Annotated in this window: 22 protein-coding genes; 16 read left to right on the forward strand and 6 right to left on the reverse strand. The window is 39.3% G+C overall.

Annotation, left to right across the window (positions count from 1 at the left end):
• Positions 1-56: 56 nt before the first annotated feature.
• Positions 57-596, reverse strand: coding sequence for a glycine cleavage system transcriptional repressor (locus QQJ93_RS07190; RefSeq protein WP_089122834.1), 540 nt, complete (start codon positions 594-596; stop codon positions 57-59).
• A gap of 243 nt (positions 597-839) precedes the next feature.
• Between QQJ93_RS07190 and QQJ93_RS07195 the strand changes: the two genes are divergently transcribed.
• Positions 840-2042, forward strand: a complete 1203-nt coding sequence (locus tag QQJ93_RS07195) for a CinA family nicotinamide mononucleotide deamidase-related protein (protein WP_089122835.1) — start codon at positions 840-842, stop codon at positions 2040-2042.
• Positions 2043-2157: 115 nt separating this feature from the next.
• Positions 2158-2910 carry a DUF481 domain-containing protein gene (locus tag QQJ93_RS07200; RefSeq protein WP_089122836.1) on the forward strand — a complete coding sequence of 251 codons (753 nt, stop codon included), beginning with the start codon at positions 2158-2160 and terminating at the stop codon, positions 2908-2910.
• Between the two features lie 87 nt (positions 2911-2997).
• Here the strand turns inward: QQJ93_RS07200 and yfaE are convergent, their stop codons facing one another.
• The 4 genes from yfaE to ubiG form a co-directional block, all read right to left on the reverse strand.
• Positions 2998-3276, reverse strand: coding sequence for a class I ribonucleotide reductase maintenance protein YfaE (gene yfaE, locus QQJ93_RS07205; protein WP_089122837.1), 279 nt, complete (start codon positions 3274-3276; stop codon positions 2998-3000).
• Positions 3276-4409, reverse strand: coding sequence for a class Ia ribonucleoside-diphosphate reductase subunit beta (nrdB, locus tag QQJ93_RS07210; protein WP_089122838.1), 1134 nt, complete (start codon positions 4407-4409; stop codon positions 3276-3278). The genes yfaE and nrdB overlap by 1 nt, the downstream gene beginning before the upstream one ends.
• A gap of 139 nt (positions 4410-4548) precedes the next feature.
• The gene (gene nrdA / locus QQJ93_RS07215) at positions 4549-6834 is read right to left on the reverse strand and encodes a class 1a ribonucleoside-diphosphate reductase subunit alpha (protein WP_089122839.1); all 2286 of its coding nucleotides are present in this window, start codon (positions 6832-6834) and stop codon (positions 4549-4551) included.
• A gap of 452 nt (positions 6835-7286) precedes the next feature.
• Positions 7287-7997 (reverse strand): bifunctional 2-polyprenyl-6-hydroxyphenol methylase/3-demethylubiquinol 3-O-methyltransferase UbiG, encoded by a 711-nt coding sequence (gene ubiG / locus QQJ93_RS07220; protein WP_089122840.1) that lies wholly within the window; start codon positions 7995-7997, stop codon positions 7287-7289.
• A 286-nt stretch (positions 7998-8283) separates the two neighbouring features.
• On the opposite strand from ubiG, the gene gyrA reads away from it, so the two are divergent.
• From gyrA to QQJ93_RS07260, 8 genes are all read left to right on the forward strand, one after another.
• Entirely contained in the window at positions 8284-10917 is a 2634-nt protein-coding gene (gyrA, locus tag QQJ93_RS07225; protein WP_089122841.1) for a DNA topoisomerase (ATP-hydrolyzing) subunit A, read from the forward strand.
• 213 nt (positions 10918-11130) lie between these two features.
• The gene (locus QQJ93_RS07230) at positions 11131-11730 is read left to right on the forward strand and encodes a GTP cyclohydrolase II (protein ID WP_089122842.1); all 600 of its coding nucleotides are present in this window, start codon (positions 11131-11133) and stop codon (positions 11728-11730) included.
• A gap of 150 nt (positions 11731-11880) precedes the next feature.
• On the forward strand, positions 11881-13137 hold the full coding sequence (locus tag QQJ93_RS07235; protein ID WP_089122843.1) for an imelysin family protein: 1257 nt from the start codon (positions 11881-11883) through the stop codon (positions 13135-13137).
• Positions 13138-13188: 51 nt separating this feature from the next.
• Positions 13189-14589 carry a di-heme oxidoreductase family protein gene (locus QQJ93_RS07240; protein WP_089122844.1) on the forward strand — a complete coding sequence of 467 codons (1401 nt, stop codon included), beginning with the start codon at positions 13189-13191 and terminating at the stop codon, positions 14587-14589.
• Positions 14590-14604: 15 nt separating this feature from the next.
• Positions 14605-15651: an imelysin family protein gene (locus QQJ93_RS07245; RefSeq protein WP_089122845.1), complete on the forward strand. Its 1047-nt coding sequence runs from the start codon at positions 14605-14607 to the stop codon at positions 15649-15651.
• A gap of 6 nt (positions 15652-15657) precedes the next feature.
• Positions 15658-16770, forward strand: a complete 1113-nt coding sequence (locus QQJ93_RS07250) for a DUF1513 domain-containing protein (RefSeq protein WP_089122846.1) — start codon at positions 15658-15660, stop codon at positions 16768-16770.
• Positions 16771-16788: 18 nt separating this feature from the next.
• On the forward strand, positions 16789-17211 hold the full coding sequence (locus QQJ93_RS07255) for a hypothetical protein (RefSeq protein WP_089122847.1): 423 nt from the start codon (positions 16789-16791) through the stop codon (positions 17209-17211).
• A gap of 101 nt (positions 17212-17312) precedes the next feature.
• The gene (locus tag QQJ93_RS07260) at positions 17313-17966 is read left to right on the forward strand and encodes an MBL fold metallo-hydrolase (RefSeq protein WP_089122848.1); all 654 of its coding nucleotides are present in this window, start codon (positions 17313-17315) and stop codon (positions 17964-17966) included.
• A gap of 13 nt (positions 17967-17979) precedes the next feature.
• Here the strand turns inward: QQJ93_RS07260 and QQJ93_RS07265 are convergent, their stop codons facing one another.
• Positions 17980-18651, reverse strand: coding sequence for a DUF2982 domain-containing protein (locus QQJ93_RS07265; RefSeq protein ID WP_089122849.1), 672 nt, complete (start codon positions 18649-18651; stop codon positions 17980-17982).
• Positions 18652-18912: 261 nt separating this feature from the next.
• Here QQJ93_RS07265 and QQJ93_RS07270 point away from each other — a divergent pair, with 261 nt between their 5' ends.
• The 6 genes from QQJ93_RS07270 (at position 18913) to QQJ93_RS07295 (ending at position 25312) form a co-directional block, all read left to right on the forward strand.
• The gene (locus QQJ93_RS07270; RefSeq protein WP_089122850.1) at positions 18913-19320 is read left to right on the forward strand and encodes a MarR family transcriptional regulator; all 408 of its coding nucleotides are present in this window, start codon (positions 18913-18915) and stop codon (positions 19318-19320) included.
• A gap of 629 nt (positions 19321-19949) precedes the next feature.
• Entirely contained in the window at positions 19950-21035 is a 1086-nt protein-coding gene (locus QQJ93_RS07275) for a TRAP transporter substrate-binding protein (RefSeq protein WP_244943675.1), read from the forward strand.
• Between the two features lie 89 nt (positions 21036-21124).
• Positions 21125-21688: a TRAP transporter small permease subunit gene (locus tag QQJ93_RS07280; RefSeq protein ID WP_089122852.1), complete on the forward strand. Its 564-nt coding sequence runs from the start codon at positions 21125-21127 to the stop codon at positions 21686-21688.
• Complete coding sequence (locus QQJ93_RS07285; RefSeq protein ID WP_089122853.1) at positions 21685-22980, forward strand: TRAP transporter large permease; 1296 nt, start codon at positions 21685-21687, stop codon at positions 22978-22980. Before QQJ93_RS07280 ends, QQJ93_RS07285 begins: the two co-directional genes overlap by 4 nt.
• A gap of 297 nt (positions 22981-23277) precedes the next feature.
• Complete coding sequence (locus QQJ93_RS07290) at positions 23278-24636, forward strand: cache domain-containing protein (protein WP_089122854.1); 1359 nt, start codon at positions 23278-23280, stop codon at positions 24634-24636.
• A gap of 31 nt (positions 24637-24667) precedes the next feature.
• The gene (locus tag QQJ93_RS07295; protein ID WP_089122855.1) at positions 24668-25312 is read left to right on the forward strand and encodes a response regulator; all 645 of its coding nucleotides are present in this window, start codon (positions 24668-24670) and stop codon (positions 25310-25312) included.
• The last annotated feature ends 216 nt before the right edge of the window (positions 25313-25528 follow it).

The following is a 25528-nucleotide window of genomic DNA, read 5'->3' on the forward strand; positions in this document are numbered from 1 at the left end:
CTCCTTTTTTTAGAAGCCCAGAATGCCATATTTAACATTTTTGTCACGTTTGATTTTTACTCTTCTTTAGACAATATAGATGTCACATCAATAACTCTAGTACCCTGAGTGATCGCTTCTAGTTCTGCAATTACATCCTTAATATTGGTTTGCTCAGGAATCGTGATACTGAATTGTGATGTAAATAGATTCGCATTAATGCCATTTTCGCCTGCGAGAAATAAGCGCTGGGTATCAATACTTAAAATATTGGCACGTTCTCGCTCTAAGATGTGAGTAAGTTCTTGAATGATCCCTGATTGTTCTTGACTATCGAATCGTAATTCATAAATGTCATCTTCGGCATGTTTCGCAGCTTGTGTTGGTGCAAAATGAGTGGTGAGATTTTCACTATTCTTAAAAGCTTTTTGAATCGCTTTGACACTTTCGGTAGGACATTTAATTTTTACTAATCCGGCGATTTGCTCATCTAGGTAATTAATTTTACTGACGATCCAAGTTCCGCCATGTTTATGGGTAATCTGCGCTAAATGCTGCAGTGTCTTTGGGGATGCTTGGCCTGAAACGTTGGCAATGAATACGGTTTGGCTTTCCATAATGATCTCCTACCAAGTAGCATTAAATGTATATGATTTATTTTAGTACAGCTAAATAAAGAGCAAGGTGTAATTCGAAAAGTGTTGAGGAATAATTATTTACGCTAGTTTTTAAAAGTGAACTCACGTTAATTTTAAAGGTGTCGTTATTTTTTGCTCAATGTAAGCTACTAAATTGTGGGTAGTTGTGTTTGAATTGATAATCAATGTGGATTGAAAAAATAATGCATAAGAGGAATTAGGATGATTAAGGTATCAATGTTGAGTACGGGCGAAGAGGTTTTGCATGGTGATATTGTTGATACCAACGCATCTTGGCTATCAGAGTTATTTTTTGAACAAGGTTTTGCTATTCATTATCGCAGTACTGTCGGTGATCAGTTAGAAGAATTAGAAAACGAAATTACGGCGTTAAGCTTAAAAAGTGATGTTGTTATTGTGAATGGCGGTCTAGGCCCAACAACGGATGATCTCAGCGCATTAGCAGCGGCTAGAGCACTCGGTGTAGAGTTAGAGCTTAATCAAGAATGGTTAGAGATTATGACTAACTATTTTGCTCGCCTAGGTCGGCCTATGGCGGCAAGTAACGATAAGCAAGCAATGCTGCCTGTTGGCGCTGAAATGCTTAATAACCCAGTTGGCACGGCTTGTGGTTTTAGTATTGAGCTTAACAATGCGGTGGTATTTTTTACTCCCGGAGTGCCGTTTGAATTCAAGCGCATGACAACTGATGAAATATTGCCGCGTTTGAAGCAACGTTTTCCCAATGTAGAAAGGCTTGAATGCAATAAGGTTTATACTTTTGGCCTAGGTGAATCTGGTATTGCTGACCGTTTGAAATCGGTGAAATTGCCCGATGGATTCAGTTTAGGTTATCGCTCTTACATGCCATTTATTGAAGTGAAAATATTCAGTCCTTATCAAGATCAAAATATCGAACAAGTAATTGAAATTATTAGTGGTGAGTTAGCCGAGTTTACTCTTTCAATTAACCAGCCTTTAATTGCTGCGGTTGGACATTTACTCGATCACAGTCAAACTCAGATCTCTGCCTTAGAACAAGTGACTGGTGGGGAAGTTGCTCGTAGTTTATCACTTGATGCAAAAGCGCAAGAACAGTTCGTACAGAGTGTGGTTGATAATAAAGCTCAACCATTATCAGAATTGCAAGATGCGTTACTGATTGCCGATGAATATCGTCAGGATACACAATCGGATATTGTTGTTAGTAGCTTCAGAATGGAAGATGGAAGTATTGCTCTGGTTTTGATTTCTGCTGAATATCATTTTGCTCAGCAAGTTTCATTTACGCGAGACTACCCATTGAAATCACAACAAATATTATTGTCTACTCTGATATTAGATATGGTGAGAAGGTATTTACAACAAATCAGTATGTTAGCAACCTTAAGCCACTTTGAACGTTTGGCTTTTATTGAAGGTTAACCTTTGGTGATAAAATCATCAAATGAGATTGATTTTCAATTGCATGACATTCACATGACAAATGTGACATCTATCTTAAATATTGTGCGAACATATTTAACAAAAGGTGCTTCGCATGAAATCAACTCTTTATCTATCTTCTTTTGCGCTGCTATTTTCTTCTGCCTCAGTTCTGGCTTCGGATGATGTAACATCAACTGAGCAAGGGCAGTTTAGCGGTGGAGCAAAGCTTGGTTTTTTATATTCTAATGCTTCTACAACGTCGACTTCTCTTAATACAGGTGGTTGGTTAAAGTATGAAAAAGCGAAATGGACCCATGACTTTTCCGGTAGTAGTTACTACACGAAAACTTCTGATTCAGACGAAGATGGTACGAATAAGTATGAATTAGGTTATAAACTCTCTTATCAAATTGCTGACAAGTATAAAGCGTTTGTTGATAACCGATATGAACATGATCAGTTTGAAACTTACCGTGATGTTTATTCGGTGACTGCAGGTATTGAAAGGGCATTAGTCGATACTGAAACGACGAAAGTTAATATCGGTGGTGGTCCTGGTTACCGTTATAGCAAGCGTCAGCCTAGTGATATAGATCATCCAAACCAAGTGAATGAAGATATTATTGCCAATGGCTTCTTAAATGTTAAAACTAAGGTGACAGATACTTTATCTATTGGTGGCGATGCTGAAGTGGATTACGGTGAATCGAATACTACTTATACTTTAGGGGCGAATTTAAAGAACATTTTGGTGGGAGATGTTGCTTTGGTTTTTGATGCTGAATATGTTTATAACACTGACGTTGCTTCAGATAAGAGTAATGATGAAATCTATACCACAGTGAGTATTAGCTACGATTTTTAATCATGACAATTGAAACTAGATAAAAAACGGGCTTGTGAACTACTCACAAGCCCGTTTCTTATTTATATTAGTAAAGTGAAGATAAGATTATGCTCTTTTCTTTACTGATTGATATCGAACATTTTTGAGTACCACATCCGATTTTGCTTTGCAGATGCAAGGCAGAATTTCTTTAGGATGGGTAAAAGCCAAAGCAAATCCAATGTATTCTACTTCACCAGATTCTAACTCACATTTACAAGCACCACAGTGACCATCACGACATTGAAACTCAGGTTCAAGACCAGCTTTTTCCATCGCATCGAGTAGGGTTTGCTGTGGGTCAATATTCAGTTGAGTGATCCCATTGATTTGCAGTGATTTCATTACAGTTCGAAATCTCCAAAGTCATCAGAGCCAACTTCGTTATCAATTTGACCAACTAGGTAGGAACTGATTTCCGCTTCTTGTGGTGCTACTTGTACGTTGTCTGATGATAACCATGCATTGATCCAAGGGATCGGGTTGCTGGTGGCTTCAGGGTAAGCAACATCAAGTCCAACTGCTTGCATACGAATGTTAGTAATGTACTCAACATATTGGCATAAAATATCTTTATTCAGTCCAATCATAGAGCCATCTTTGAATAGGTATTCTGCCCATTCTTTTTCTTGTTCAGCGGCTTGCTTAAACAGATCAAAACATTCTTGCTTACATTCTTCGGCAATTTGCATAAAGCTAAAATCATCTTGACCATTACGTAAGATGTTTAGCATGTGCTGAGTACCCGTTAGATGTAAAGCTTCATCACGAGCAATCAGTTTGATGATTTTTGCGTTGCCTTCCATTAATTCGCGTTCTGCAAAAGCAAATGAACATGCAAAGCTCACGTAGAAACGGATAGCTTCTAATGCATTTACAGACATCAAGCAGAGGTAAAGTTGCTTTTTCAGATCATGAAGTTTGATTTCAACCGTTTCGCCATTTAGAACATGAGTACCTTCACCATGACGATGGTAGTCATTGGTTAAACGGATCAGTTCATCGTAATAATGTGCAATATCACGAGCACGTTTAACAATAAATTCATTTTCAACGATATCGTCAAATACCGCACCAGGATCGTTTACGATATTACGGATAATATGAGTGTAAGAGCGTGAGTGAATGGTTTCAGAGAATGACCATGTTTCAATCCACGTTTCTAATTCTGGTAAAGACACTAATGGTAGTAGGGCAACATTTGGGCTACGACCCTGAATTGAATCAAGCAGTGTTTGATATTTTAAGTTACTGATGAAAATGTGCTTTTCATGATCAGGTAACTTGTTGTAATCAATACGGTCGCTTGATACATCTACTTCTTCAGGACGCCAAAAGAACGATAATTGCTTTTCGATTAGTTTTTCGAAAATCTCAAATTTTTGTTGGTCATAACGTGCAACGTTAACTGATTGGCCAAAGAACATAGGCTCTTTGAGTTGATCATTTTTCTTCTGATTAAAAATTGTATAAGCCATGTTAACCTCTTAAATGAACGGCCTAGGAACCATCCATGCGCTAGTGATATGTGAAGAGCTGTCACTGAGCGATTTCTTGGGTAGTGATTGAATGAAAGCAGCCTGCAACAGGGCAGGCTACGTTATTTCAAGTATTGAATTAGATCTTACAGCCGCCGCCTGCGCAATCATCATCTTCAACAACCGCAGCTGCATCATTTTGATCGTCGCTCGCACCATCACGAGTGTTATGGTAATACAGCGTTTTAAGGCCGTATTTATATGCAGTTAGCAGATCTTTCAACAATAACTTCATTGGTACTTTACCATTGGCTTGTACGCTAGGGTCGTAGTTAGTGTTGGCAGAAATAGATTGATCTACGAATTTCTGCATAATTCCGACTAGGTGTAAATAGCCATCATTTGATGGAATACGCCATAGCAGTTCGTATTGGTCTTTAAGTGTTTGATATTCTGGCACGACTTGCTTCAAGATCCCATCTTTTGATGCTTTCACTGAAACGAATCCACGTGGTGGCTCAATACCATTGGTTGCGTTTGAAATCTGAGAAGAAGTTTCAGATGGCATTAACGCAGTTAAGGTAGAGTTACGTAAACCGTGAGTGGTAATTTCAATGCGTAGTGTCTCCCAATCAAGGTGTAGGGGCTCATCACAAATAGTATCCAAATCTTTCTTATAAGAATCGATTGGCAGAATACCTTTTGCATAAGTCGTTTCATTGAAGGATGGACATGCACCTTTTTCTTTTGCTAATTCAACCGATGCTTTTAACAAGTAGTATTGGATCGCTTCAAAAGTGCGGTGTGTTAAGCCGTTTGCACTACCATCTGAATACTTCACGCCATTTTTCGCAAGGTAGTAAGCGTAGTTAATGACACCGACACCTAGGGTACGGCGGTTCATCGTTGCTTTACGTGCAGCAGGAAGTGGATAGTCTTGATAGTCGAGTAGGGCATCTAATGCGCGTACAACAAGATCTGATAGTTCAGCAAAATCATCAAGTGATTTAATTTCACCTAAGTTAAATGCAGATAAAGTACATAGGGCGATTTCGCCTTCTTCATCATCAACATTACGTAAAGGTTTAGTTGGAAGAGCAATTTCTAAACATAAGTTAGATTGACGAACCGGTGCAACGCTTGGGTCGAATGGGCTGTGAGTATTACAGTGATCGACGTTTTGAATGTAGATACGGCCTGTTGAAGCACGCTCTTGCATTAACAGTGAAAATAGTTCAACAGCTTTAATGGTTTCGCGTTTGATAGATTCATCTGCTTCATATTTAACGTAAAGTTCTTCAAACTTAGCTTGATCTTCAAAGAATGCATCGTATAGCCCAGGTACATCCGATGGAGAGAATAGGCTGATATTTGCGCCTTTGATTAAGCGAGCGTACATAAGTTTGTTGAGCTGTACACCGTAATCCATGTGACGAACACGGTTCTCTTCAACACCACGGTTATTTTTTAGCACTAATAGAGATTGAACTTCACGGTGCCAAATCGGGTAGAAAACAGTTGCCGCACCACCTCGAACACCGCCTTGAGAGCAACACTTAACTGCTGTTTGGAAGTATTTATAAAACGGAATGCATCCAGTGTGGAAAGCTTCACCGTTACGGATCTCAGAGCCTAGCGCACGAATACGACCAGCATTGATGCCAATACCTGCTCGTTGAGAAACGTAACGAACGATAGAACTTGCTGTTGCATTGATTGAATCTAGGCTATCACCACACTCAATTAATACACATGAACTAAATTGACGAGTAGGGGTGCGAACACCAGACATAATTGGTGTTGGTAGTGAAATCTTAAACATCGATACCGCATCGTAAAAACGTTTAATGTAGTCTAAACGTGTTTCTTGAGGGTATTTGGCAAATAAGCAAGCAGCAACAAGGATATATAAAAATTGAGCGCTTTCGTAAATTTCCTTTGTTACACGGTTTTGAACAAAGTATTTACCTTCAAGCTGTTTTACCGCTGCGTATGAAAAATTCATATCACGGCTGTGATCAATGAAGCTATCTAATACTGCAAATTCTTCAGCAGTATAATCTTCCAATAAATGCTTATCGTATTTCCCCATACCAACCAGTTTTGAAACATGATCGAATAATTTTGGTGGCTCAAATTCACCGTAGGCTTTTTTACGAAGATGGAATACCGCTAGACGTGCCGCTAGGTATTGATAGTCAGGACTTTGCTCTGAAATAAGGTCAGCTGCAGATTTAATGATGGTTTCGTGAATATCAGAAGTGGTGATGCCATCGTAAAATTGGATATGAGCTTTTAGTTCTACTTGAGAAACAGAAACATTTTGAAGGCCTTCTGCTGCCCATGTGATCACTCGGTGGATCTTTTCAAGATCGATCGACTCTTTCTGTCCAGTACGTTTTGTGACTGTCAATTGTTCGTTCATTCGAAATGCGTTCCCTAAACTAGATGAATTCTAAGCTGCAACGTTGAATTATTATGGTATTGGCAAGCTTTTTATGCGGTTCCCGACCTACCTTACTTTGAAGGTTAAACACTATATGTTGGGTTACCCCTATAGCTGGCTTACAAGATAGTGCGAAAAGACGTGACTTTCAAGATTTGGATTTCTCTCAAGTTGTGGATAACGTTTGGATAGAAAAAATTCTGTAAGTAGACACTAACCTATGCGCTAACGTATTCCCTGAATAGGGAGATTCTGAAGATCTAATATGGTGATTTTATACTCAAGAGAAAAAATATTTCGCTTGATCTTTAAAAGAAAATGATCACGAAATTAGTGGTTGAATTTGTGGATGATCAAGCACATTTTATAAAGAAACAAATGTAATAAAACGCTGATGTATGGTCAGCGTTTTTTGTATTTAGTCGATGGTATTAACCAACATTCTGCGTGTGAATGATATAGTTCACCTCAACGTTTTTTCCTAATGAATAACTATCTGTAAGCGGGTTGTAACGTAGGCCAGTAATTGACTGCTCTTGAAGTGGCGTAGAATCAACCATTTTTAGTAACTCAGAAGGACGGATGAATTTACTATGATCGTGAGTGCCTTTAGGTACTATCTTCATAACTTGCTCTGCGCCCACAATGGCAAACAGATAAGATTTTAGATTACGATTTAATGTTGAGAAGAACACATGGCCGCCAGGTTTCACTAATCGCGCGCACGCTTGGATAACCGACAGAGGATCGGGAACGTGTTCCAACATTTCCATACAAGTGACTACATCGTACGTTTGCGGGCACTGAGCTGCATGATCTTCGATAGTGCTTTGTATATAGTTAAGCGTAACGCCAGATTCGAGAGCATGCAGTCTAGCCACTTCTAAAGGTTCTTTACCCATATCGAGACCTGTGACATCTGCGCCTTCTTTTGCCATGCTTTCTGCGAGAATACCCCCACCACAACCAACATCAAGAGCTTTCTTACCGAATAGTCCTTGTGCATTATCTAAGACAAAGTTTAAGCGAAGAGGGTTGATTTGGTGTAATGGTTTAAATTCACCATTTAAGTCCCACCAACGAGAAGCCATATCTTCAAATTTTTTAATTTCTGCAGGATCAACGTTTTGTTTAGTCGTCATATTGGTCATTCTTCAAGTCATCAAGATGTGATTAATATATCAGGAAAGGGAAGGGCAATGAAATCCTGACTGTGAAATTGAGAAAGTTAAAGTAATTGATAAAAAGCATAAATTTGAATCTAGCTCAATTTTTCTGCAGTTAAAGCGTGAAGTAGACATCAAGTGATTAAAACTGCTATGAAATAGATGCCTGATTTATGATTTCTGTGTTATATTTTTAGACCTTGTGCGTATCGCTATTTGTAATGAAGTACGCGATCAAAAAGAATAGAGGGATAATGGCTCTATGAGCGATTTAGCTAAACAAATTACGCCAGTAAATATTGAAGATGAACTGAAAGGTTCATATCTTGATTATGCGATGTCTGTCATCGTTGGTCGTGCACTTCCAGATGTTCGTGATGGTTTGAAACCGGTTCACCGCCGTGTTTTATTTGCAATGAACGTTCTGGGTAACGATTGGAATAAGCCTTATAAAAAATCAGCCCGTGTAGTCGGTGACGTAATCGGTAAATATCACCCACATGGTGATAGTGCAGTTTACGATACGATTGTACGTATGGCTCAACCATTCTCACTTCGTTACATGCTTGTCGATGGCCAAGGTAACTTTGGTTCTATCGATGGTGACTCTGCTGCGGCGATGCGTTATACCGAAGTTCGCATGTCTAAAATGGCTCATGAGTTATTAGCCGACCTAGATAAAGAAACAGTAGATTACGTCGATAACTACGACGGCACAGAAAAGATCCCAGCTGTTTTACCGACGAAAATTCCAAACTTACTTGTGAACGGCTCTTCTGGTATCGCAGTAGGTATGGCCACTAATATTCCGCCACATAACTTAGGTGAAGTGTTAGATGGTTGCTTGGCTTATATTGATAATGAAGATGTGACCATCGATGAATTGATGGAACACATTCCTGGGCCAGATTTCCCAACGGCTGCTTTAATCAGTGGTCGTAAAGGTATTATCGACGCTTATAAAACCGGTCGTGGTAAAGTTTACATGCGTTCTAAAGCGCATATCGATACCGATAAAAATGGCCGTGAAACGGTTGTTGTGACTGAAATTCCATACCAAGTTAACAAAGCTCGTGTTATTGAAAAAATTGCAGAGTTAGTAAAAGACAAGAAAGTGGAAGGTATCAGTGCATTACGCGATGAGTCAGATAAAGACGGCATGCGTATCGTTATTGAATGTAAGCGTGATGCAGTAGGTGAAGTAGTTCTTAATAACCTATATGCACAAACTCAGTTGCAAACGACTTTCGGCATCAATATGGTTGCGCTAGATAATGGCCAGCCGAAGCTATTCAACCTAAAAGAAATGTTGAAGTGCTTTGTTGATCACCGCCGTGAAGTGGTAACACGCCGTACTATTTTTGAACTTCGTAAAGCTCGTGATCGTGCACACATCTTAGAAGCACTGGCACTTGCTCTTGCTAACATTGATGAAATCATTGAATTGATTCGTAATGCACCGACACCAGCAGAAGCGAAAGCGGGCTTAGTCGCTCGTGGTTGGGATCTTGGTAATGTAGCAGCAATGCTTGAACGTGCAGGTACCGATGCCGCACGCCCTGATTGGTTAGAAGAAAATTATGGCATCCGTGATGGTCAATACTTCCTAACTGAACAACAAGCACAAGCGATTCTTGAATTACGCCTACACCGTTTAACTGGTTTAGAGCATGAGAAGATCCTAGACGAATACAAAGCACTTCTAGATGAAATTGCCGAATTAATTCATATTTTATCGAGCACAGAACGCTTGATGGAAGTTATTCGTGAAGAGCTAGAAGCCGTTCGTGAAGGTTTCGGTGACGCTCGTCGTACTGAAATTACCGCAGCAAGCCATGATATTGATATGGAAGAGCTTATTGCTCAAGAAGATGTTGTGGTAACGCTTTCTCACGAAGGTTACGTTAAGTATCAAGTACTCAGCGACTACGAAGCTCAGCGTCGTGGTGGTAAAGGTAAGAGTGCAACTAAGATGAAAGATGAAGACTTCATCGAGCGTTTACTGGTTGCCAATACTCACGATAATATTCTTTGCTTCTCAACTCGCGGTAAAACTTACCGCTTGAAGACATATCAACTACCGCTTGCGAGCCGTAATGCTCGTGGTAAACCTATCGTCAATATTTTGCCGCTAGAAGAAGGTGAACGTATCACTGCTATTCTACGTGTTGATGAGTTTGCTGAAGATAAATTTATCTTTATGGCAACGGGTGACGGTACGGTTAAGAAAACATCTCTAGCAAGTTTTGCCAATGTTCGTTCAAATGGCTTGATTGCTGTTAATCTACGTGATGATGATGCTCTAATTGGTGTTGATATCACATCAGGTGAAGATGAAATCATGTTGTTCTCGAAAGAGGGTAAAGTGGTTCGCTTTAGTGAAGAGCATGTTCGAGCAATGGGCCGTACCGCGGCAGGTGTTCGTGGTATTCGCCTTGCAGATAACGACCAAGTTGTGTCATTGATTGTACCGTCAAATGATGGTGGCGATGTTCTGACAGTCACGGAAAATGGTTACGGTAAACGTACCGTTATCACGGAATACCCAACTAAGGGCCGTGGTACGAAAGGCGTTGTATCGATTAAAGTATCTGAGCGTAACGGACAAGTGGTTGGTGCAATCCAAGCCCTTGAAGCCGATGAGTTTATGATGATCACTAATGCGGGTACGCTTGTTCGTACACGTGTATCGGAAGTAAGCCAAGTTGGCCGTAATACTCAAGGTGTTACTCTGATTCGTACTTCAGAAGATGAAAAAGTTGTAGGTCTACAGCGCATCGAAGAAGTGGAAGAAGACGAACTATTAGAAGCTGGTGTGGAAGTTGTTGATATTGACGAAACCCAACCAACATCTTCTGATGATGCTGCTCAAGCTGATACTAACGACGAAGAGTAATCGCTTTTAGTGATATGAAAGATAGAAGCCGGAGGTAATACTTCCGGCTTTTTTATATTTAATTAAAGTCGGTTTTACTTGATTAGTTAATTGGATGTTATAGTATAACAATATTGATTGACCGATGTGATATAACCCTCATTTTTATCAGTGTTTAGAGAACCTTTAAGATAAAATATCGAGGGAGCATTATAAGAATAAGTGAGAAAGAATATGGCGGAAGTTCGTGCCAGAGTGGATTTAAAAGTAGGTAAAAAAAGCGAAATTGACGCTGAAATCCTGTCCTTTACAGGCTTAAAAACGGATAAAGAGCACATCGCCATTATTTTTAAATCAGCGGATAAAAACCCTCAAGCCCCTTTAGTTCGCATGCATTCAGAGTGTTTAACAGGTGATGTTTTTCATTCGTCGCGCTGTGATTGTGGCGAACAGTTAGATGAAACTATTGAGAAAATGGCTCAGCACGGTGGGGTTTTATTGTATTTACGCCAAGAAGGACGTGGTATTGGTTTATATAATAAAATTGATGCTTATCGTTTACAGAGTCAAGGTATGAATACCTACGAAGCAAATAATCATTTAGGTTTTGGTGATGATCTGCGTGACTTTTCTGAAGCAGCTCAAATGCTGAAAGCACTCGGTATCAATAAAATTAAGTTAATAACGAACAATCCTAAAAAGATGAAAGAGCTTCAAGAGTTTGGAATTGAGCTTGAAGAAGTGATTCCAACCCATGTACATATCAAACATGGTAACGAAAGCTATCTTAAAGCCAAAGCATCACATGGTAAGCATCGACTTAAATTTGATTGATTAAAACACAATATTATCGGAAAAGACCTCTCATTGAAGAGGTCTTTTTTATGTTTAATAGTTGTAAAAGTTTTGTAAGTAAGTATTATTCTCAAACCCAACTGCAAGTGATAATGATTTTCACTCAGATAGTTTATACAAGGATGAGACATGCTTAATCTTCGAACTTCTTCACTAATCATTTCAAGCCTTTTAGTTACAGGTAATACCGCCTTTGCTGCTTCTACGCCGAAAGATGTGGTCTCGAACTATGCGAATATTGCTTACGCGGTGTTTGATGATGCTTATATTACGGCTCAGCAATTACAAACTGCGGTTGATACCTTAATTGAAAATCCTTCGGCTGAAACTTTAGAGCAAGCACGTAAAGCTTGGCTGGCTTCGCGTGTTCCTTATCAACAATCAGAAACTTTTCGTTTTGGTAACGCAATCGTAGATGATTGGGAAGGGCAGTTAAATGCATGGCCACTTGATGAAGGTCTAATTGATTACGTAGCAGATGGCTACCATCACGAATTAGGTAATGAAGGCGCTCAAGCCAATATAATTGCCAATAAAACTATTCAAGTGGGCGCGGATAAAATTGATGCTTCTAAAATTACACCAGAGTTATTGGCAAGTTTAAATGAATTAGCGGGCTCCGAAGCGAACGTTGCTACAGGGTATCACGCCATCGAATTTTTATTATGGGGACAAGACCTACATGGCACTGAACCAGGTGCTGGTGAGCGTTCTTATACCGATTATATACAAGGCGAAGGCTGCACTAATGGTAACTGTGAGCGCCGAGCTCAATACTTATCCGCAGCTTCACAGCTTTTAGTCCAAGATCTGGGTTGGATGAAAGATCAATGGTCGACAGAAGGTAAAGATAATTACCGTAGTGCTTTATTGCAACAACCCGCTGAAGAAGGTTTACGCAAAATGTTGTTTGGGATGGGGTCATTATCATTAGGTGAACTTGCCGGCGAACGTATGAAAGTAGCACTCGAAGCGAACTCTACTGAAGATGAACATGATTGCTTCTCAGATAATACACATAACTCGCACTTTTATAATGAACAAGGGATTTATAACGTATTTAATGGTTCTTATACACGCGTTGACGGTAGTGAAGTGAAAGGAGCCAGTATTAAAGATTTAGCTGCTGAGAAAGATAAAGCTGCGACAGATGCAATAGCTCAACAGTTTGATGAGACGCGATCTAGTGTCCATAAATTGGTTGAGTCTGCTGAAAACAATAATCAACATTTTGATCAGTTGATTGCAGCGAATAATAAGTCTGGTAATGAGTTAGTAAATAACGCGATTAACTCATTGGTGAAACAAACAGAAGCCATTGAAAAAGTAGCTAGTTTAGTTGGAGTGACCAGCTTGAGTCCAGACAATGCTGATCATGAGTTTTAACCAATAGAAAATGGACAAGGGCTCTGAAAATGAGCCCTTACAGGATGTACCATGAAACCTGCTTTTATCCTCACGTTTACATGTTTATTATTTCCACTTACTACAGTTGCTTATGGCATCAAATCTGGTGGTGATACCAGTACGAATAAGCAAGGCAACAATGCTTACTCAATGCCAGCCAATAATTTACCTATCTCAAAGCGCCTTGATTTTAGTGTCGGTAACAGCTTTTTTCGAAACCCTTGGGTTCAAGCCCCTGCAACAACAGACGCCCGTGATGGCCTAGGGCCGTTATTTAATACCAATGGTTGTCAAAACTGTCATATTAAAGATGGGCGAGGTCATCCGCCAGAAGAAGGCGAAGATCAAGTGGTTTCTATGCTGGTTAGAATGAGTATTCCTGCCTTAACCGCAAATCAAAAACAACAACTGATCGTGTCGGGAGTCATTCCTGAACCAACTTATGGGGATCAACTTGAAGATTTTTCCATACCGAATGCTAAGCCTGAAGGCAAAGTGAAGATTGAATATGAAACGATTAAATTGAGCTTTAAAGATGGTGAAGAAATTGAATTAAGAAAGCCCCAGTTAACTTTGCATGATTTAAATTATGGTGAATTACACCCAGAGACTATGTTATCGGCACGCGTTGCTCCTCCAATGATTGGTTTAGGACTATTGGAATCGATTCCCGTTGAAACACTGCAACATATCGCAGAGCAACAGTTAAAAGATGGCCAAGGGATTTCAGGTAAATTAAACCAAGTATGGAATGTACAAACACAATCCACAGAGGTAGGGCGATTTGGTTGGAAGGCAGGACAGCCAACATTGAACCAACAAAATGCAGCAGCCTTTAATGGTGACCTTGGGTTAACCAGCACATTGTTTCCCAATGAAAACTGCTCACCAAAACAAACCATTTGTTCTGAGTTACCAAATGGGAATAGTGCGGATAGTGAAAATGCAGAAGTCAGCAATAAGATCATGAGATTTGTCGAATTTTATTCACAACATCTCGCGGTACCAATTCGTCGTAATACTAATGATCCTGCTGTTCAACGTGGACAAGTATTATTTGCTGAGCTGGATTGTGCTTCTTGCCATATTCCAGAGTTAAAAACAGCTAAACGCGATGAGCTTCCTTCTTTATCAGAACAAACTATTCACCCTTATAGTGACTTACTCTTGCATGATATGGGGGAAGGGTTGGAAGATAATCGCCCTGAGTTTCTTGCGAATGGCCAAGAATGGCGAACACCACCACTTTGGGGAATTGGCTATACCGAAGAGGTCAGTGGTCACCAATACTTTTTGCATGATGGACGCGCCCGAAACTTGATGGAAGCGATTATGTGGCATGGTGGAGAAGCTGAATCAAGCAAACAAAAAGTGATGCAATTAAACAAATCAGATCGTGATGCATTAATTGCATTTTTAAACTCTCTTTAAGATAGCGGACCAGATATGAATAAGATCATTTTAGCTGTGGCTAGTTGTGTATTGGTCGGAAGCGTTACCTATTATGGAATGTCCTTTGATAAAGATCAGAGTAGTGATATATCAAAAAATAATTCTCAGATGTCTGTTCTGCGGTATGAACAGCAGAAGACTCAAGAGTTTTTAAATCACACCAACGCACTGCATCAAACGTTGAATCAATATTGCCAGGCGGATTCAATTGAAAAACTTGCGACGGTACAAACGAGCTGGTTGGAGACAATGCATAGTTGGATGCCATTGCAAGGGCAAGGTAAAGGGCCAAAGAAAGCGCTCGATCTCAGTTGGACGATTCAATTTTGGCCAGATAAAAAAGACATCACTGGTAGAAAAATGGATCAGATTTTACACAATCCAGATTTATGGCGAGTCGAGTCGATAAAAGAGCAAAGCGTGACAGTGCAGGGCTTAGGGGCAATGGAGTGGCTATTATTTGATGAGAATTCCGACTTTTCTCGTCAAGATAAATCCTATTGCCAACTTGCTTTATCAATTAGCGATAACTTGACCAATCATGCAGAAGAAATCAATGCGGCCTGGCAAGACAATCCGTGGAAAGCTTTACCTGAGTCTCAGTGGCCAGCGGAATATCTGGGGCTGATTATGAATCAACTCGATTTCTTATTACAAAAAATACAGCGACCTTTAGCAAAAATTGGACATCCAAGGGCTTACTTTTCAGAGAGTTGGCGTTCGAAACAATCATTAGCATTAATGAAATCGAATATAGATGCTTTATATAAACTGTATTTAGCCGAAGGCGCTGGATTTGATCGTTTATTGAGAGAAAAAGGTTTAAGCGATTTAGCAGACCGTCTCGACTCACAATTTAGGCAAACCCTAGAGACTTGGCCGGCTCAAGTAAGCTTATTTGATATGTTGCAAACCAAAGATGGTTACCGAGAAGCATTAGCTCAACAAAATAAACTACAGCGACTTAAATATTTATTTCATGATGAAGCTGCCGTTGCATTAGGGATTGTGGTTGGGTTTAACTCCACAGATGGAGATTAAGCGCCTATGAGTAATCGTGCTCCAATTGACCTTAAACGAAGAAAATTATTGATATTAGCAGCATTTGCAGGAGTAGGTGCCACTACGGGTTTAAGCTTGAAAGCTTTTTCTGACCGTAATCGTTCACAACCAGCACTCATTGGAAATGCTCTAGGCCAGAATAAACAGTACTACACTGTGGTGGCTGATTGGCAGGGTAACGCTATTTTTAAATTATCGCTTCCTGAGCGAGCTCATGGTGTGGCAATTAGCCAGGAAAGTACGATGGGTTTTGTTGATGCTGTTGCTTTTGCTCGCCGTCCAGGACATTTTTTTCAAGTTTTTGATTATATCACTGGTGAAAAGAAAGTCTTGATTGATGCATCTCCTGACCGACATTTTTATGGTCATGGCGTGTTTAGTCAAGATGGTCGTTGGTTGCTCGCAACCGAAGGTGTACGTAATACGAGCCAAGGATTAATTGGTGTTTATGACGTTGCAGCAGGATATCACAAAGTAGATGAGTGGCACGGTATTGGTATTGGACCACATGAAATTATTCGACTGGATGATGGCAGTTATGCTGTTGGAGTTGGAGGTGTACATACTCAAGGTAGAGAGCCACTCAATTTAGAGACAATGCAGCCAAGTTTGACACGGTTGAGTCGCAGTGGAGAAATAGTAAGCCAAGTAGGACTTAGCGATAAAAAGTTGAGTATTCGTCACTTGGGATATAACCATGATGGTGTTGTTCTGTGTGGCCAGCAGTATCGAGGTGAACCTGATGATTACCCCGCACTCATCGCCATGCAAGACGTAGGGGGAGAATTAACCAACTTAAATGCGGAACCAGAGGAATGGGCAAGATTTAATCATTATATTGCCAGCATTGCCGTGGTTGATGATTATGTGTTAGCAACGTCTCCGCCGGGCAATTGTTACGGTATATGGTCAATATCACAAAATCGATTGTTAGAGCTAAACAGCTTAACTGATGCGTCTGGTGCGATTTCACATGATGGTTATTTTTATATTAGTTCCGGCTCGGGAGAAACGATTAAACGATTACCATTAGAAAACACACTCGCTAACCAATCTCATGTTTTATGGGACAATCATTGGACTGCAATACCAAAATAAGCACATTAAGGAAAATATATGAATGTAAAATCTAAATGGTACTGGTTTCTATTGTCGATGTTGTTTTCCGTTAAGGCTTTAGCGAATACAAGCCAGGAAGTTTATCAAGTTTTACAAGATAATATTATTGCTGCTAAAAATGAAAAAATAACAGATTATATGAATACTGTGCATTCTCAGTCCTTATTATATTTACAAACTCAACAAGCAATGTCTCCGATTTTCGATAATTATGAACTAGACTATCAACTACAAGATGTTCAGTTTGTTGGTGAAGATAATGAATATGCTTATGCAAAAGCATGGTTAGAAACAACAAAAATTTCAGGGGCAGTGTTTGCTAATAACCGAATGCAAATTTTAGTCGTGTTCAAGAAAGAAAATGGCCAATGGAAAATATGGTCGCAAGCTAATATGGTGATTCAGTATTTACCTCAATAGTAGAAGAGAACAGTTGGGGGGACTGAGATTGCTAATTTTATACTTAACTGGCATAGTTTCAGGTATAGTTTCGAAAATTTGAATCGTTAGAGACATTCCCAATGAGCCTTCAATATCAATCAGTCCCCGTAACACCTTTTCAGCAAAACTGTTCAATAGTATGGTGCGATCAAACCATGAAAGGAGTGATCGTTGATCCCGGTGGTGAAGTAAACCATCTAGTGACGATTATTAATACCCTTGGTGTGGCGTTAGAAAAAATTGTACTGACTCATGGACATTTAGATCATGTTGGTGGGACGCCAGAACTGAAAGCAGAAATGGACGTACCTGTAATTGGTCCCCATATTGATGATGCTTTTTGGCTACAAGGCCTTATGAACCAAAGCCAAATGTTTGGTTTCCCACCTATTGAGCCATTTGAACCGACACAATGGCTACAAGAAGGGGATGTCATTGAATTTGGAAAGGAGTCATTGGAAGTGATACATACTCCAGGGCACACTCCAGGGCATGTTGTCTTATTTAACCAGTCTGCGAATATTGCCTTTGTTGGGGATGTTCTATTCAATGGCGCGATTGGTCGTACTGATTTTCCTAAAGGCGATTATGCGACGCTGATTAATAGTATTAAAACCAAATTATGGCCATTAGGTAACGATGTCCGCTTTATTCCGGGGCATGGTCCAGAATCAACATTTGGTCAAGAAAGAAAAACCAATCCATTTGTTGCTGACGAAATGCCGCTTTATTAAATTTAGAATATGTCTAAATATTCGCTCCACTATGGCTCGCGGCAAGATAGCGGCGAGCCAGACCAACAAACTCTTCTTTTGACGTGATGATATCACTTTCAGCAATAAATAAATCATAACCCCACAACTGCCTTTGAATCATCATTCTATTGGCAAGCATTGCTTTTAAGCCTTTCACATTACTACCATCTGAATAGATAAAAGGTTTGTCATTAATGATGTGATCTTCTAGTTCATGTTGCCGACTATACTGTTTAAGGCCTAGGAAAAGCAGGCTACGTTGATGCAGTAGTATTTGTGTGATGACTTTTGGACTAATCGTACTGATAAAAGCTTGATAATCTTTTATCTCAACACCGACCCAAGGAATCGATGTTGTCCAACCTTGAATACTATAATTCAGTGCATCGACTCTTTTTATATTATGCCACCGCAACACCCAGCCACCTTTATATAAATGTTGCTGAAAATGCGTTTCTGTAAGAGTAAACCCTAATTTTTGTCCATAAACATAATGCTTAATAGCTAATCCGATACTTAAACAAGTAAGAAAAAACAACCCGGCAACTTTGCTATTTAGCTGGCTATCAATGGTGAATGAAACCATAAGTAGACAAGCCCATATTAAATATTGGCTCCAAATAGGCAATCGGGGCTGTGGATAAAATAGATGTTTGGTTGGCATACAACTCCTGTCAAGAAACCGAAAAATATAAAGAGAGTATAGAGACTTATTGACAACCTAAAAGCAAATTCAGAATAATGAGTTTAAGGTTGTTCAATTGTGTTGAAAATGACAAAAATAGAAGATCTTCACTTCAAATAGACTAATTTCGATTAAATTAGAGTGTTTTTTAGGCAATGGCTGTAAATTTGATTTATATTTTGTTATAACACCGTCCAACATTTTTACCACACTAAAATTAGTGATTTGTGGAGAACTTCAATGAGACTTGCACATAAGCGCAACGTACAACTTAAACTTAAAAAGAAAATCAAAGCAACAAAGGCGGCTGCTGAAAAAACAGTAAAAGCAGTTAAGCCAAAAGCAGAGAAAGCCGTTGCTAAAACGAAATCAGCAGCAGCTAAAGTTGAAAAAGTTGCCAGTGCTGCAGTTGAAGCGGCAGTAGAAGCATCTCAAGATGTAAAGCTGACTCCTAAACAGCAACAAGTATTAGATATCGTAGCAGCTAATGCTGACGGTATCAGCCCGAAAGCAATCGGTCTAGAAGCTGGTCAAGAAGATGCAAAAGCAGCAGCTTGGGCAACGGGCGGTTTGAAAAAGCTAGTTGAAGAAAACCTAGTAGTGAAAGAGCAAGCTGCAGGTAATAAAGTTATTTACAAACTAGCTTAAGATTACTCACATATATCTATACCCAAGTAACTTCAAGGTGCGAGTTTCAGCATCTTGAAGTTTCCTGAGTATAATACTAATAGCCTTTCTACTTTCTGTGTAGAAAGGCTTTTTTGTACGTGCTCGTATATACCCTGCGTCCGTTCTCAATTTTAGCGTTTAATGTTAAATAGATTTTTAAAAATCACTTAATGAAAACTACGTAGAATTTGTGGACTGTTTTTTCTCTGAATCCCTTTATAAATAAGATTTTTATATTTTTCTCTAAGTATATCTACGTAGATAGGACGGTAAGTTGGCTTATTAGTCGTGCTTTTTGCTAATAATTTTCCGTAAATCTTCGCATTGGCATATTCACTCATTCTCCTAATCTATACCTAGGTAATTTCAAGATGCGAGTTTCAGCAAGATTAAAACAAGTTTTAGGTAAGGCAAATTAAATAGGATCATAGTGATTCGATCTCTATTTAATTTAGCCTTTACACTACGTCAGATTCGTTTGAAAGGTACCTACATTCCTTCGCAAATCTTTCTTGTTTAAAGAATTGGATGATAGCTCTGAATTCTGCATCTTGAAGTCACTTGGGTATAACTATTGAATAATAACAAAAGGATGAGATATGAATATCATGACAAGGATGGCACAAAATGCCGTTAAAAAGACACTGGTTGCCGTGGTTGCTACCACAGCTTTACTTGCCTCTAGTGCTTTTGCTGCAGACAAAGTATACCGATTAAAACTGGCTGAAACATGGGGGCCGAATTTTCCTGTGTTTGGTGATGCGACGAAAAATATGGCAAAAATGGCAGAAGAAATGTCTAACGGCCGTTTACAAATTCGCATTGATTCAGCCAATAAACATAAAGCGCCACTTGGCGTATTTGATATGGTGAAATCAGGCCAATACGATATGGGCCATTCAGGTTCTTATTATTGGAAAGGTAAAGTTCCGAATACTCTGTACTTCACCTCAATGCCATTTGGCATGCTGCCTGCGGAGCAATACGCATGGTTTTATTATGGCGGGGGGATGGAACTGATGGAGAAAGTTTATAGCCCGCATAATCTATTATCGTTTCCTGGTGGTAATACTGAATTTCAAATGGGGGGCTGGTTCCAAAAAGAAATCAATTCAGTTGATGATCTGAAAGGCTTAAAAATGCGTATTCCTGGTTTTGCTGGAGAGATCATGGCTGAATTAGGCGCTAAACCAACTAATATTGCCCCTGGTGAACTCTATACCGCATTAGAGCGTCGTACGATTGATGCCTTAGAGTGGGTAGGCCCTTCATTAGATTTACGTATGGGGTTCCATAAAATTGCGCCATATTACTACACGGGTTGGCATGAGCCGGGCTCTGAACTTCAGTTTTTAGTGAATAAACAAGTATGGGAAAAACTACCAGCTGATTTACAAGAGATTCTAAGAATTTCAATGAAAACTGCAGCCTACGACATGTATATTCAAGCGGTACATGAAAGTGGTCAGAACTGGGCATCAATTAAAACTGAATATCCTGATGTCAAAGTGAAAAACTTCCCACCAGAGGTGATGGATGCATTGCGATCAGCGAATGATAAATTATTAGCTGAACATGCATCTCAAGATCCATTAGCAAAAGAAATCCAACAATCTCAAGCTGATTATAAGAAAAAGGTTCGAGCTTGGACGGATATTTCTACCAAAGCTTATTTAGATAACGAAGCGGAGTAACCCGATAGCGTTCGGCTTATCGAAAATATTGAGCACTTAATTAGTGTGATTGGTATAAGCCGAACAATTTCTGACAAGGATAAGTCGTAATGAAATTATTAATTTCTGCAGAAAAGGGCATCAACCGAATAGGGGACGCTTTAGGCTGGTTTACTAGCATATTATTTATATTGTTGATGCTGAATGTGGTGTATGACGTTGCTATGAGATATGCGTTTAATGATGTTTCTATCGGTATGCAGGAAATGGAATGGCACCTATTCTCGGTGGTTTTTTTATTGGGTGTGCCTTATGCAATTCGAACGAATGGTCATGTTCGAGTTGATATTATTTATGAAAAACTGACGGTGAGAGCTCAAGCTGTCATTGATGTACTCGGTGGTGTGTTTTTTTTATTACCTTTTTGTTTGTTAGTGGCATGGTTTGGTATTGATTATGCTAAAGAATCTTATGCGTTAGGGGAAACCTCTGGTGATCCGGGAGGCTTGCCTTATCGCTGGATCATTAAATCAGTTATTTCTCTTTCATTTTTCTTCATGGCAATAACTGGCCTCGGTATGATTTTAAATGCTATCAACCGAATGATGAATCCAATGCATCCCCAATTAGGCAAAGACACTGAAAGCTTGGATGCACAGGGAGGTTTATCATGATAGGTATTGTAATGTTTATTGTGGCGTTATTCGCGCTACTGATTGGCTTTCCAGTTGCTTTCACCTTTGGTGGTATTGCGCTCATCTTTGGCTTATGGGCTGAAGGGCCAGAAATGTTTGCTTTTATGCCTTACCGAATTCAATCAATCATGCAGAACACGGTTTTGATGGCCGTTCCTTTGTTCGTTTTCATGGGTTTAGTGCTACAGAAAACGAAACTTGCTGAGCAGCTTTTAGAGTCGATGGCGAAATTGTTCGGTGGTGTTCGTGGTGGTATCGCTATTTCAACCGTCTTAGTTGGGGTTTTATTGGCAGCCTCAACAGGAGTGGTTGGGGCGTCTGTGGTCGCGATGGGTTTGATTTCATTACCGGTGATGATGAAATACAACTATAACAAAGGACTCGCTTGCGGCACGATTTGTGCTTCAGGAACGCTTGGTCAGATTATTCCACCATCCATTGTTTTAATCCTATTAGGTGATGTACTGGGTGTACCGGTTGGCGATCTTTTCCATGCCGCTATTTGGCCAGGGTTAGTTTTAGTGGCAGCTTATGTTATTTACATTCTGATCTATGCCAAACTTAATCCTGAACAAGCTCAGTGTATGGTGCGTGAAGATGATGTGTCGCGTAAGCAAGAAATTAAAAAAGCTTTAATTGCAGTTATTCCACCGTTGGCATTGATTATAGTGGTGTTAGGTTCTATTTTCGCAGGTATTGCCACACCAACGGAATCCGCTGCTTTAGGGGGGGCTGGTTCGCTAGTATTAGCTTTGTTATATCGTCAGTTTAGCTGGAAGATGGTGTATGAAAGTGCGAAAGAGACCGTCAAAGTCACCGCGATGGTATTTGCTATTTTGTTAGGGGCGACAGCATTCTCAATGGCGTTTGTCTATACTGGCGGTGATTACTTAGTCGAAGAGTGGATGACATCTTTACCAGGTGAAAAGTGGGGTTTTTTAATCGTCACTATGCTGGTGATATTAATCTTAGGTTTCTTTATCGATTTTATTGAAATCTGTTTCATTATTGTGCCAATTCTTGCTCCCGTAGCTGAATTGATGGGTATTAATATGATGTGGTTTGGTATTTTGATCGCGATGAATTTACAAACCTCATTTTTAACACCTCCATTTGGTTTTAGCTTATTTTACCTTAAAGGGGTTGCTCCTAACGGCATTACCACTGGAGATATATACCGAGGTGTGATGCCATTTATATTGATCCAAATAGCAGTGCTGATTTCATTGTTATTAGTACCTGAGTTATATGGAATGAGTGCCTCTTATTAATACTAAAGGTACTGTGAAAGTTAATCACTTTAGTAGTTAACCTCAGCTGCGGATAACTAGAAGTCACTCAATACAGCACTTTAGGCGTTTAACTTCGTTAAAATCAACGCAATAGGCCAGTTATTAACTTATGATTTTGCCTTGTTATCCATCCCAAATTGCAGCATTGAGAGAGAATAAAATTCACCCCGTGTATTGTTTTGTGAGCAATCGCGGGGTTTCTTTTTATCAAAATTTTAGTTGCGGATTTTCTTGCTAGTATCAATATAGTTTGAATTATTTTGAGTAGGCAAAGGAATGCCGTTAAAAGCCAAGTTATTTCTACTTACCTTAATCCCTTTATTATGCGTTACTGCCAGTGTTAGCTGGATTTTTGTGCATCAAACTAAAGCGTTAGGGCAGAAAGAAATCGATACCTTTCGTGCAGAATTATTAGAGTCACGTGAAAATGCCTTAGAGGATAATTTGCAGCTTGCAATGGCAGCGATTAGTCATGTTTACAAACAGGCTAACTCTGATGACCAAAAAGCTAAACAACAAGTCAAAAAGATATTGACTAACTTACGCTATGGCGATGATGGTTATTTCTTTGTTTACGATAAAGATGGCATCAATCTAGTTCATCCGACTCAGCCCGAGTTAATTGGAAAAAACTTGATTAACTTGCAAGACAATAATGGTAATTACCTAATTCAAGCTTTGTTATTTGAAGCCAAAACTGGTGGTGGATTTCATCAATATTTATGGCAGCAACCTAGTTCTGGAAAAATGGAGGAAAAGCTGAGCTACGCTGCTTGGTTAGATAAGTGGCAATGGATGGTTGGTACAGGGTTATATATTGATGATATTGAAAAACAAATGGCACAAATCACTGAAAGTATTAATCAAAATATTGAGACAACTTTCTTCTCAGTCGTAGCACTACTCTCTGTGACTATATTAATCATTATCGTTTTAACCCTAGCCATCAATTTTCATGAGCATAAATTAGCCGATAAAAGTCTACGTGAATTGGTCAATAAAACAGTGTTATTTCAAGAGGATGAGAAGAAACATCTTGCTCGAGAATTACATGATGGCATTAATCAGTTATTGGTTTCGAGTAAATGTCATCTGGAAGTGTTGTCGCACAAAGTATTACAAAGTTCAGGCGTAAGCAGTGATGTATTAACACTTATTTCTAAATCTGATGTTTCATTACAAACCGCAATTTTAGAAGTTCGCAGGATTTCTCATAATTTACGACCTAGTGCACTAGACGATCTCGGTTTAGAAGCGGCATTAAATACTTTGCTTGATGATTTTTCAGATCACTCTCAATTGTCCGTGCGTCGAGACATTCAGCTAAATGATGCTCAGATCAATAATGAAATTAGCACGACTATTTATCGTATTATCCAAGAATCTCTCACCAATATTGAAAAGCACGCTTTTGCCAGCCATGTAGAGATCCGAATACAACTGTTTAAAAATTTGATCCAATGTATTGTTCGAGATGATGGCGTGGGGTTCCAATTAACAGAAGTGAGTAAGAAAAAAGGAATAGGACTCAGAAATATGCGTGAAAGAGTTGAGTTTTTAGGTGGGGACTTTGAGCTTAGTAGCGAAAGAGGGGGGGGAACTGAGATCACTGCTTTAATTGAACTAAAAAAGTGAATCATCACCCCCAATTAACAGCCTAATTGAAATGGAGATAAAGATGAGCAGCATTCGAGTCATGATTGTCGATGATCATCAAGTCGTGTTGGATGGTTTTGTTGCTCGGTTAGAGCTTGAGCATGATATTGATGTTGTTGCGACAGCAAGTAATGGGATAGAAGCGATCCAAAATGTTAAGCAACATCACCCCGAAGTAGTGCTTCTGGATGTCAGTATGCCAATTATGAATGGCCTAGAAGCTGTAGAGCAAATTAATCAACTCTTTCCTAATGTGAAAGTCTTGATGCTGACGATGCATGATAATAGAGAGTACATTATGAAAGTCATGCAATCGGGAGCAATGGGATATGTATTAAAAGATATTTCTTCCGATAAGCTTATTCAAGCGATTAAAACCGTTTATCAAGGTTCCACTTATTTTTGCGAATCCGTTACTCAGACGTTATTTACTCCAAAGCCATCAATCAAAGAGCATCAGGTGAATCCATTAAGTCGGCGCGAAGAAACTATTTTGGCACTCGTCGCTCAAGGAGAAAGCAGTAAAAAAATTGCCAAGGCATTGAATATTAGTGATCGAACGGTTGAAACACATAGACAAAACATCAAGCACAAACTAGATTTAAATTCGATAGCAGAACTGACTAAATACGCTGTTGAGCATGGCTTATTATAAGCTCTTTAGTGTCATTGTTTAGTGGACGAAATAAAAATGAATTATCATTGTGATGTTAATATTTATGATGAAACTGTTATTAAATCGCCTTTTAAGTACAATAATTAATCAGTTAAGTTAAGTTTTATCGGGTTTTAGTGGATATTTTTTCGATCAAGGTTAGGATCTAGCCTTATCAATTTTGTGTGCTTAGTGTTTTATTGTTTAGTGAGCAAA

Source organism: Vibrio algivorus (assembly GCF_030161215.1).
Taxonomy (GTDB): Bacteria; Pseudomonadota; Gammaproteobacteria; order Enterobacterales; family Vibrionaceae; genus Vibrio; species Vibrio algivorus.

Excerpts from the sequence above, each read along its gene's own strand:
- QQJ93_RS07190 (WP_089122834.1), bottom strand. The coding sequence starts at position 596 with ATGGAAAGCCAAACCGTATTCATTGCCAACGTTTCAGGCCAAGCATCC.
- QQJ93_RS07195 (WP_089122835.1), top strand. The coding sequence starts at position 840 with ATGATTAAGGTATCAATGTTGAGTACGGGCGAAGAGGTTTTGCATGGT.
- QQJ93_RS07200 (WP_089122836.1), top strand. The coding sequence starts at position 2,158 with ATGAAATCAACTCTTTATCTATCTTCTTTTGCGCTGCTATTTTCTTCT.
- yfaE (WP_089122837.1), bottom strand. The coding sequence starts at position 3,276 with ATGAAATCACTGCAAATCAATGGGATCACTCAACTGAATATTGACCCA.
- nrdB (WP_089122838.1), bottom strand. The coding sequence starts at position 4,409 with ATGGCTTATACAATTTTTAATCAGAAGAAAAATGATCAACTCAAAGAG.
- nrdA (WP_089122839.1), bottom strand. The coding sequence starts at position 6,834 with ATGAACGAACAATTGACAGTCACAAAACGTACTGGACAGAAAGAGTCG.
- ubiG (WP_089122840.1), bottom strand. The coding sequence starts at position 7,997 with ATGACGACTAAACAAAACGTTGATCCTGCAGAAATTAAAAAATTTGAA.
- gyrA (WP_089122841.1), top strand. The coding sequence starts at position 8,284 with ATGAGCGATTTAGCTAAACAAATTACGCCAGTAAATATTGAAGATGAA.
- QQJ93_RS07230 (WP_089122842.1), top strand. The coding sequence starts at position 11,131 with ATGGCGGAAGTTCGTGCCAGAGTGGATTTAAAAGTAGGTAAAAAAAGC.
- QQJ93_RS07235 (WP_089122843.1), top strand. The coding sequence starts at position 11,881 with ATGCTTAATCTTCGAACTTCTTCACTAATCATTTCAAGCCTTTTAGTT.
- QQJ93_RS07240 (WP_089122844.1), top strand. The coding sequence starts at position 13,189 with ATGAAACCTGCTTTTATCCTCACGTTTACATGTTTATTATTTCCACTT.
- QQJ93_RS07245 (WP_089122845.1), top strand. The coding sequence starts at position 14,605 with ATGAATAAGATCATTTTAGCTGTGGCTAGTTGTGTATTGGTCGGAAGC.
- QQJ93_RS07250 (WP_089122846.1), top strand. The coding sequence starts at position 15,658 with ATGAGTAATCGTGCTCCAATTGACCTTAAACGAAGAAAATTATTGATA.
- QQJ93_RS07255 (WP_089122847.1), top strand. The coding sequence starts at position 16,789 with ATGAATGTAAAATCTAAATGGTACTGGTTTCTATTGTCGATGTTGTTT.
- QQJ93_RS07260 (WP_089122848.1), top strand. The coding sequence starts at position 17,313 with ATGAGCCTTCAATATCAATCAGTCCCCGTAACACCTTTTCAGCAAAAC.
- QQJ93_RS07265 (WP_089122849.1), bottom strand. The coding sequence starts at position 18,651 with ATGCCAACCAAACATCTATTTTATCCACAGCCCCGATTGCCTATTTGG.
- QQJ93_RS07270 (WP_089122850.1), top strand. The coding sequence starts at position 18,913 with ATGAGACTTGCACATAAGCGCAACGTACAACTTAAACTTAAAAAGAAA.
- QQJ93_RS07275 (WP_244943675.1), top strand. The coding sequence starts at position 19,950 with ATGACAAGGATGGCACAAAATGCCGTTAAAAAGACACTGGTTGCCGTG.
- QQJ93_RS07280 (WP_089122852.1), top strand. The coding sequence starts at position 21,125 with ATGAAATTATTAATTTCTGCAGAAAAGGGCATCAACCGAATAGGGGAC.
- QQJ93_RS07285 (WP_089122853.1), top strand. The coding sequence starts at position 21,685 with ATGATAGGTATTGTAATGTTTATTGTGGCGTTATTCGCGCTACTGATT.
- QQJ93_RS07290 (WP_089122854.1), top strand. The coding sequence starts at position 23,278 with ATGCCGTTAAAAGCCAAGTTATTTCTACTTACCTTAATCCCTTTATTA.
- QQJ93_RS07295 (WP_089122855.1), top strand. The coding sequence starts at position 24,668 with ATGGAGATAAAGATGAGCAGCATTCGAGTCATGATTGTCGATGATCAT.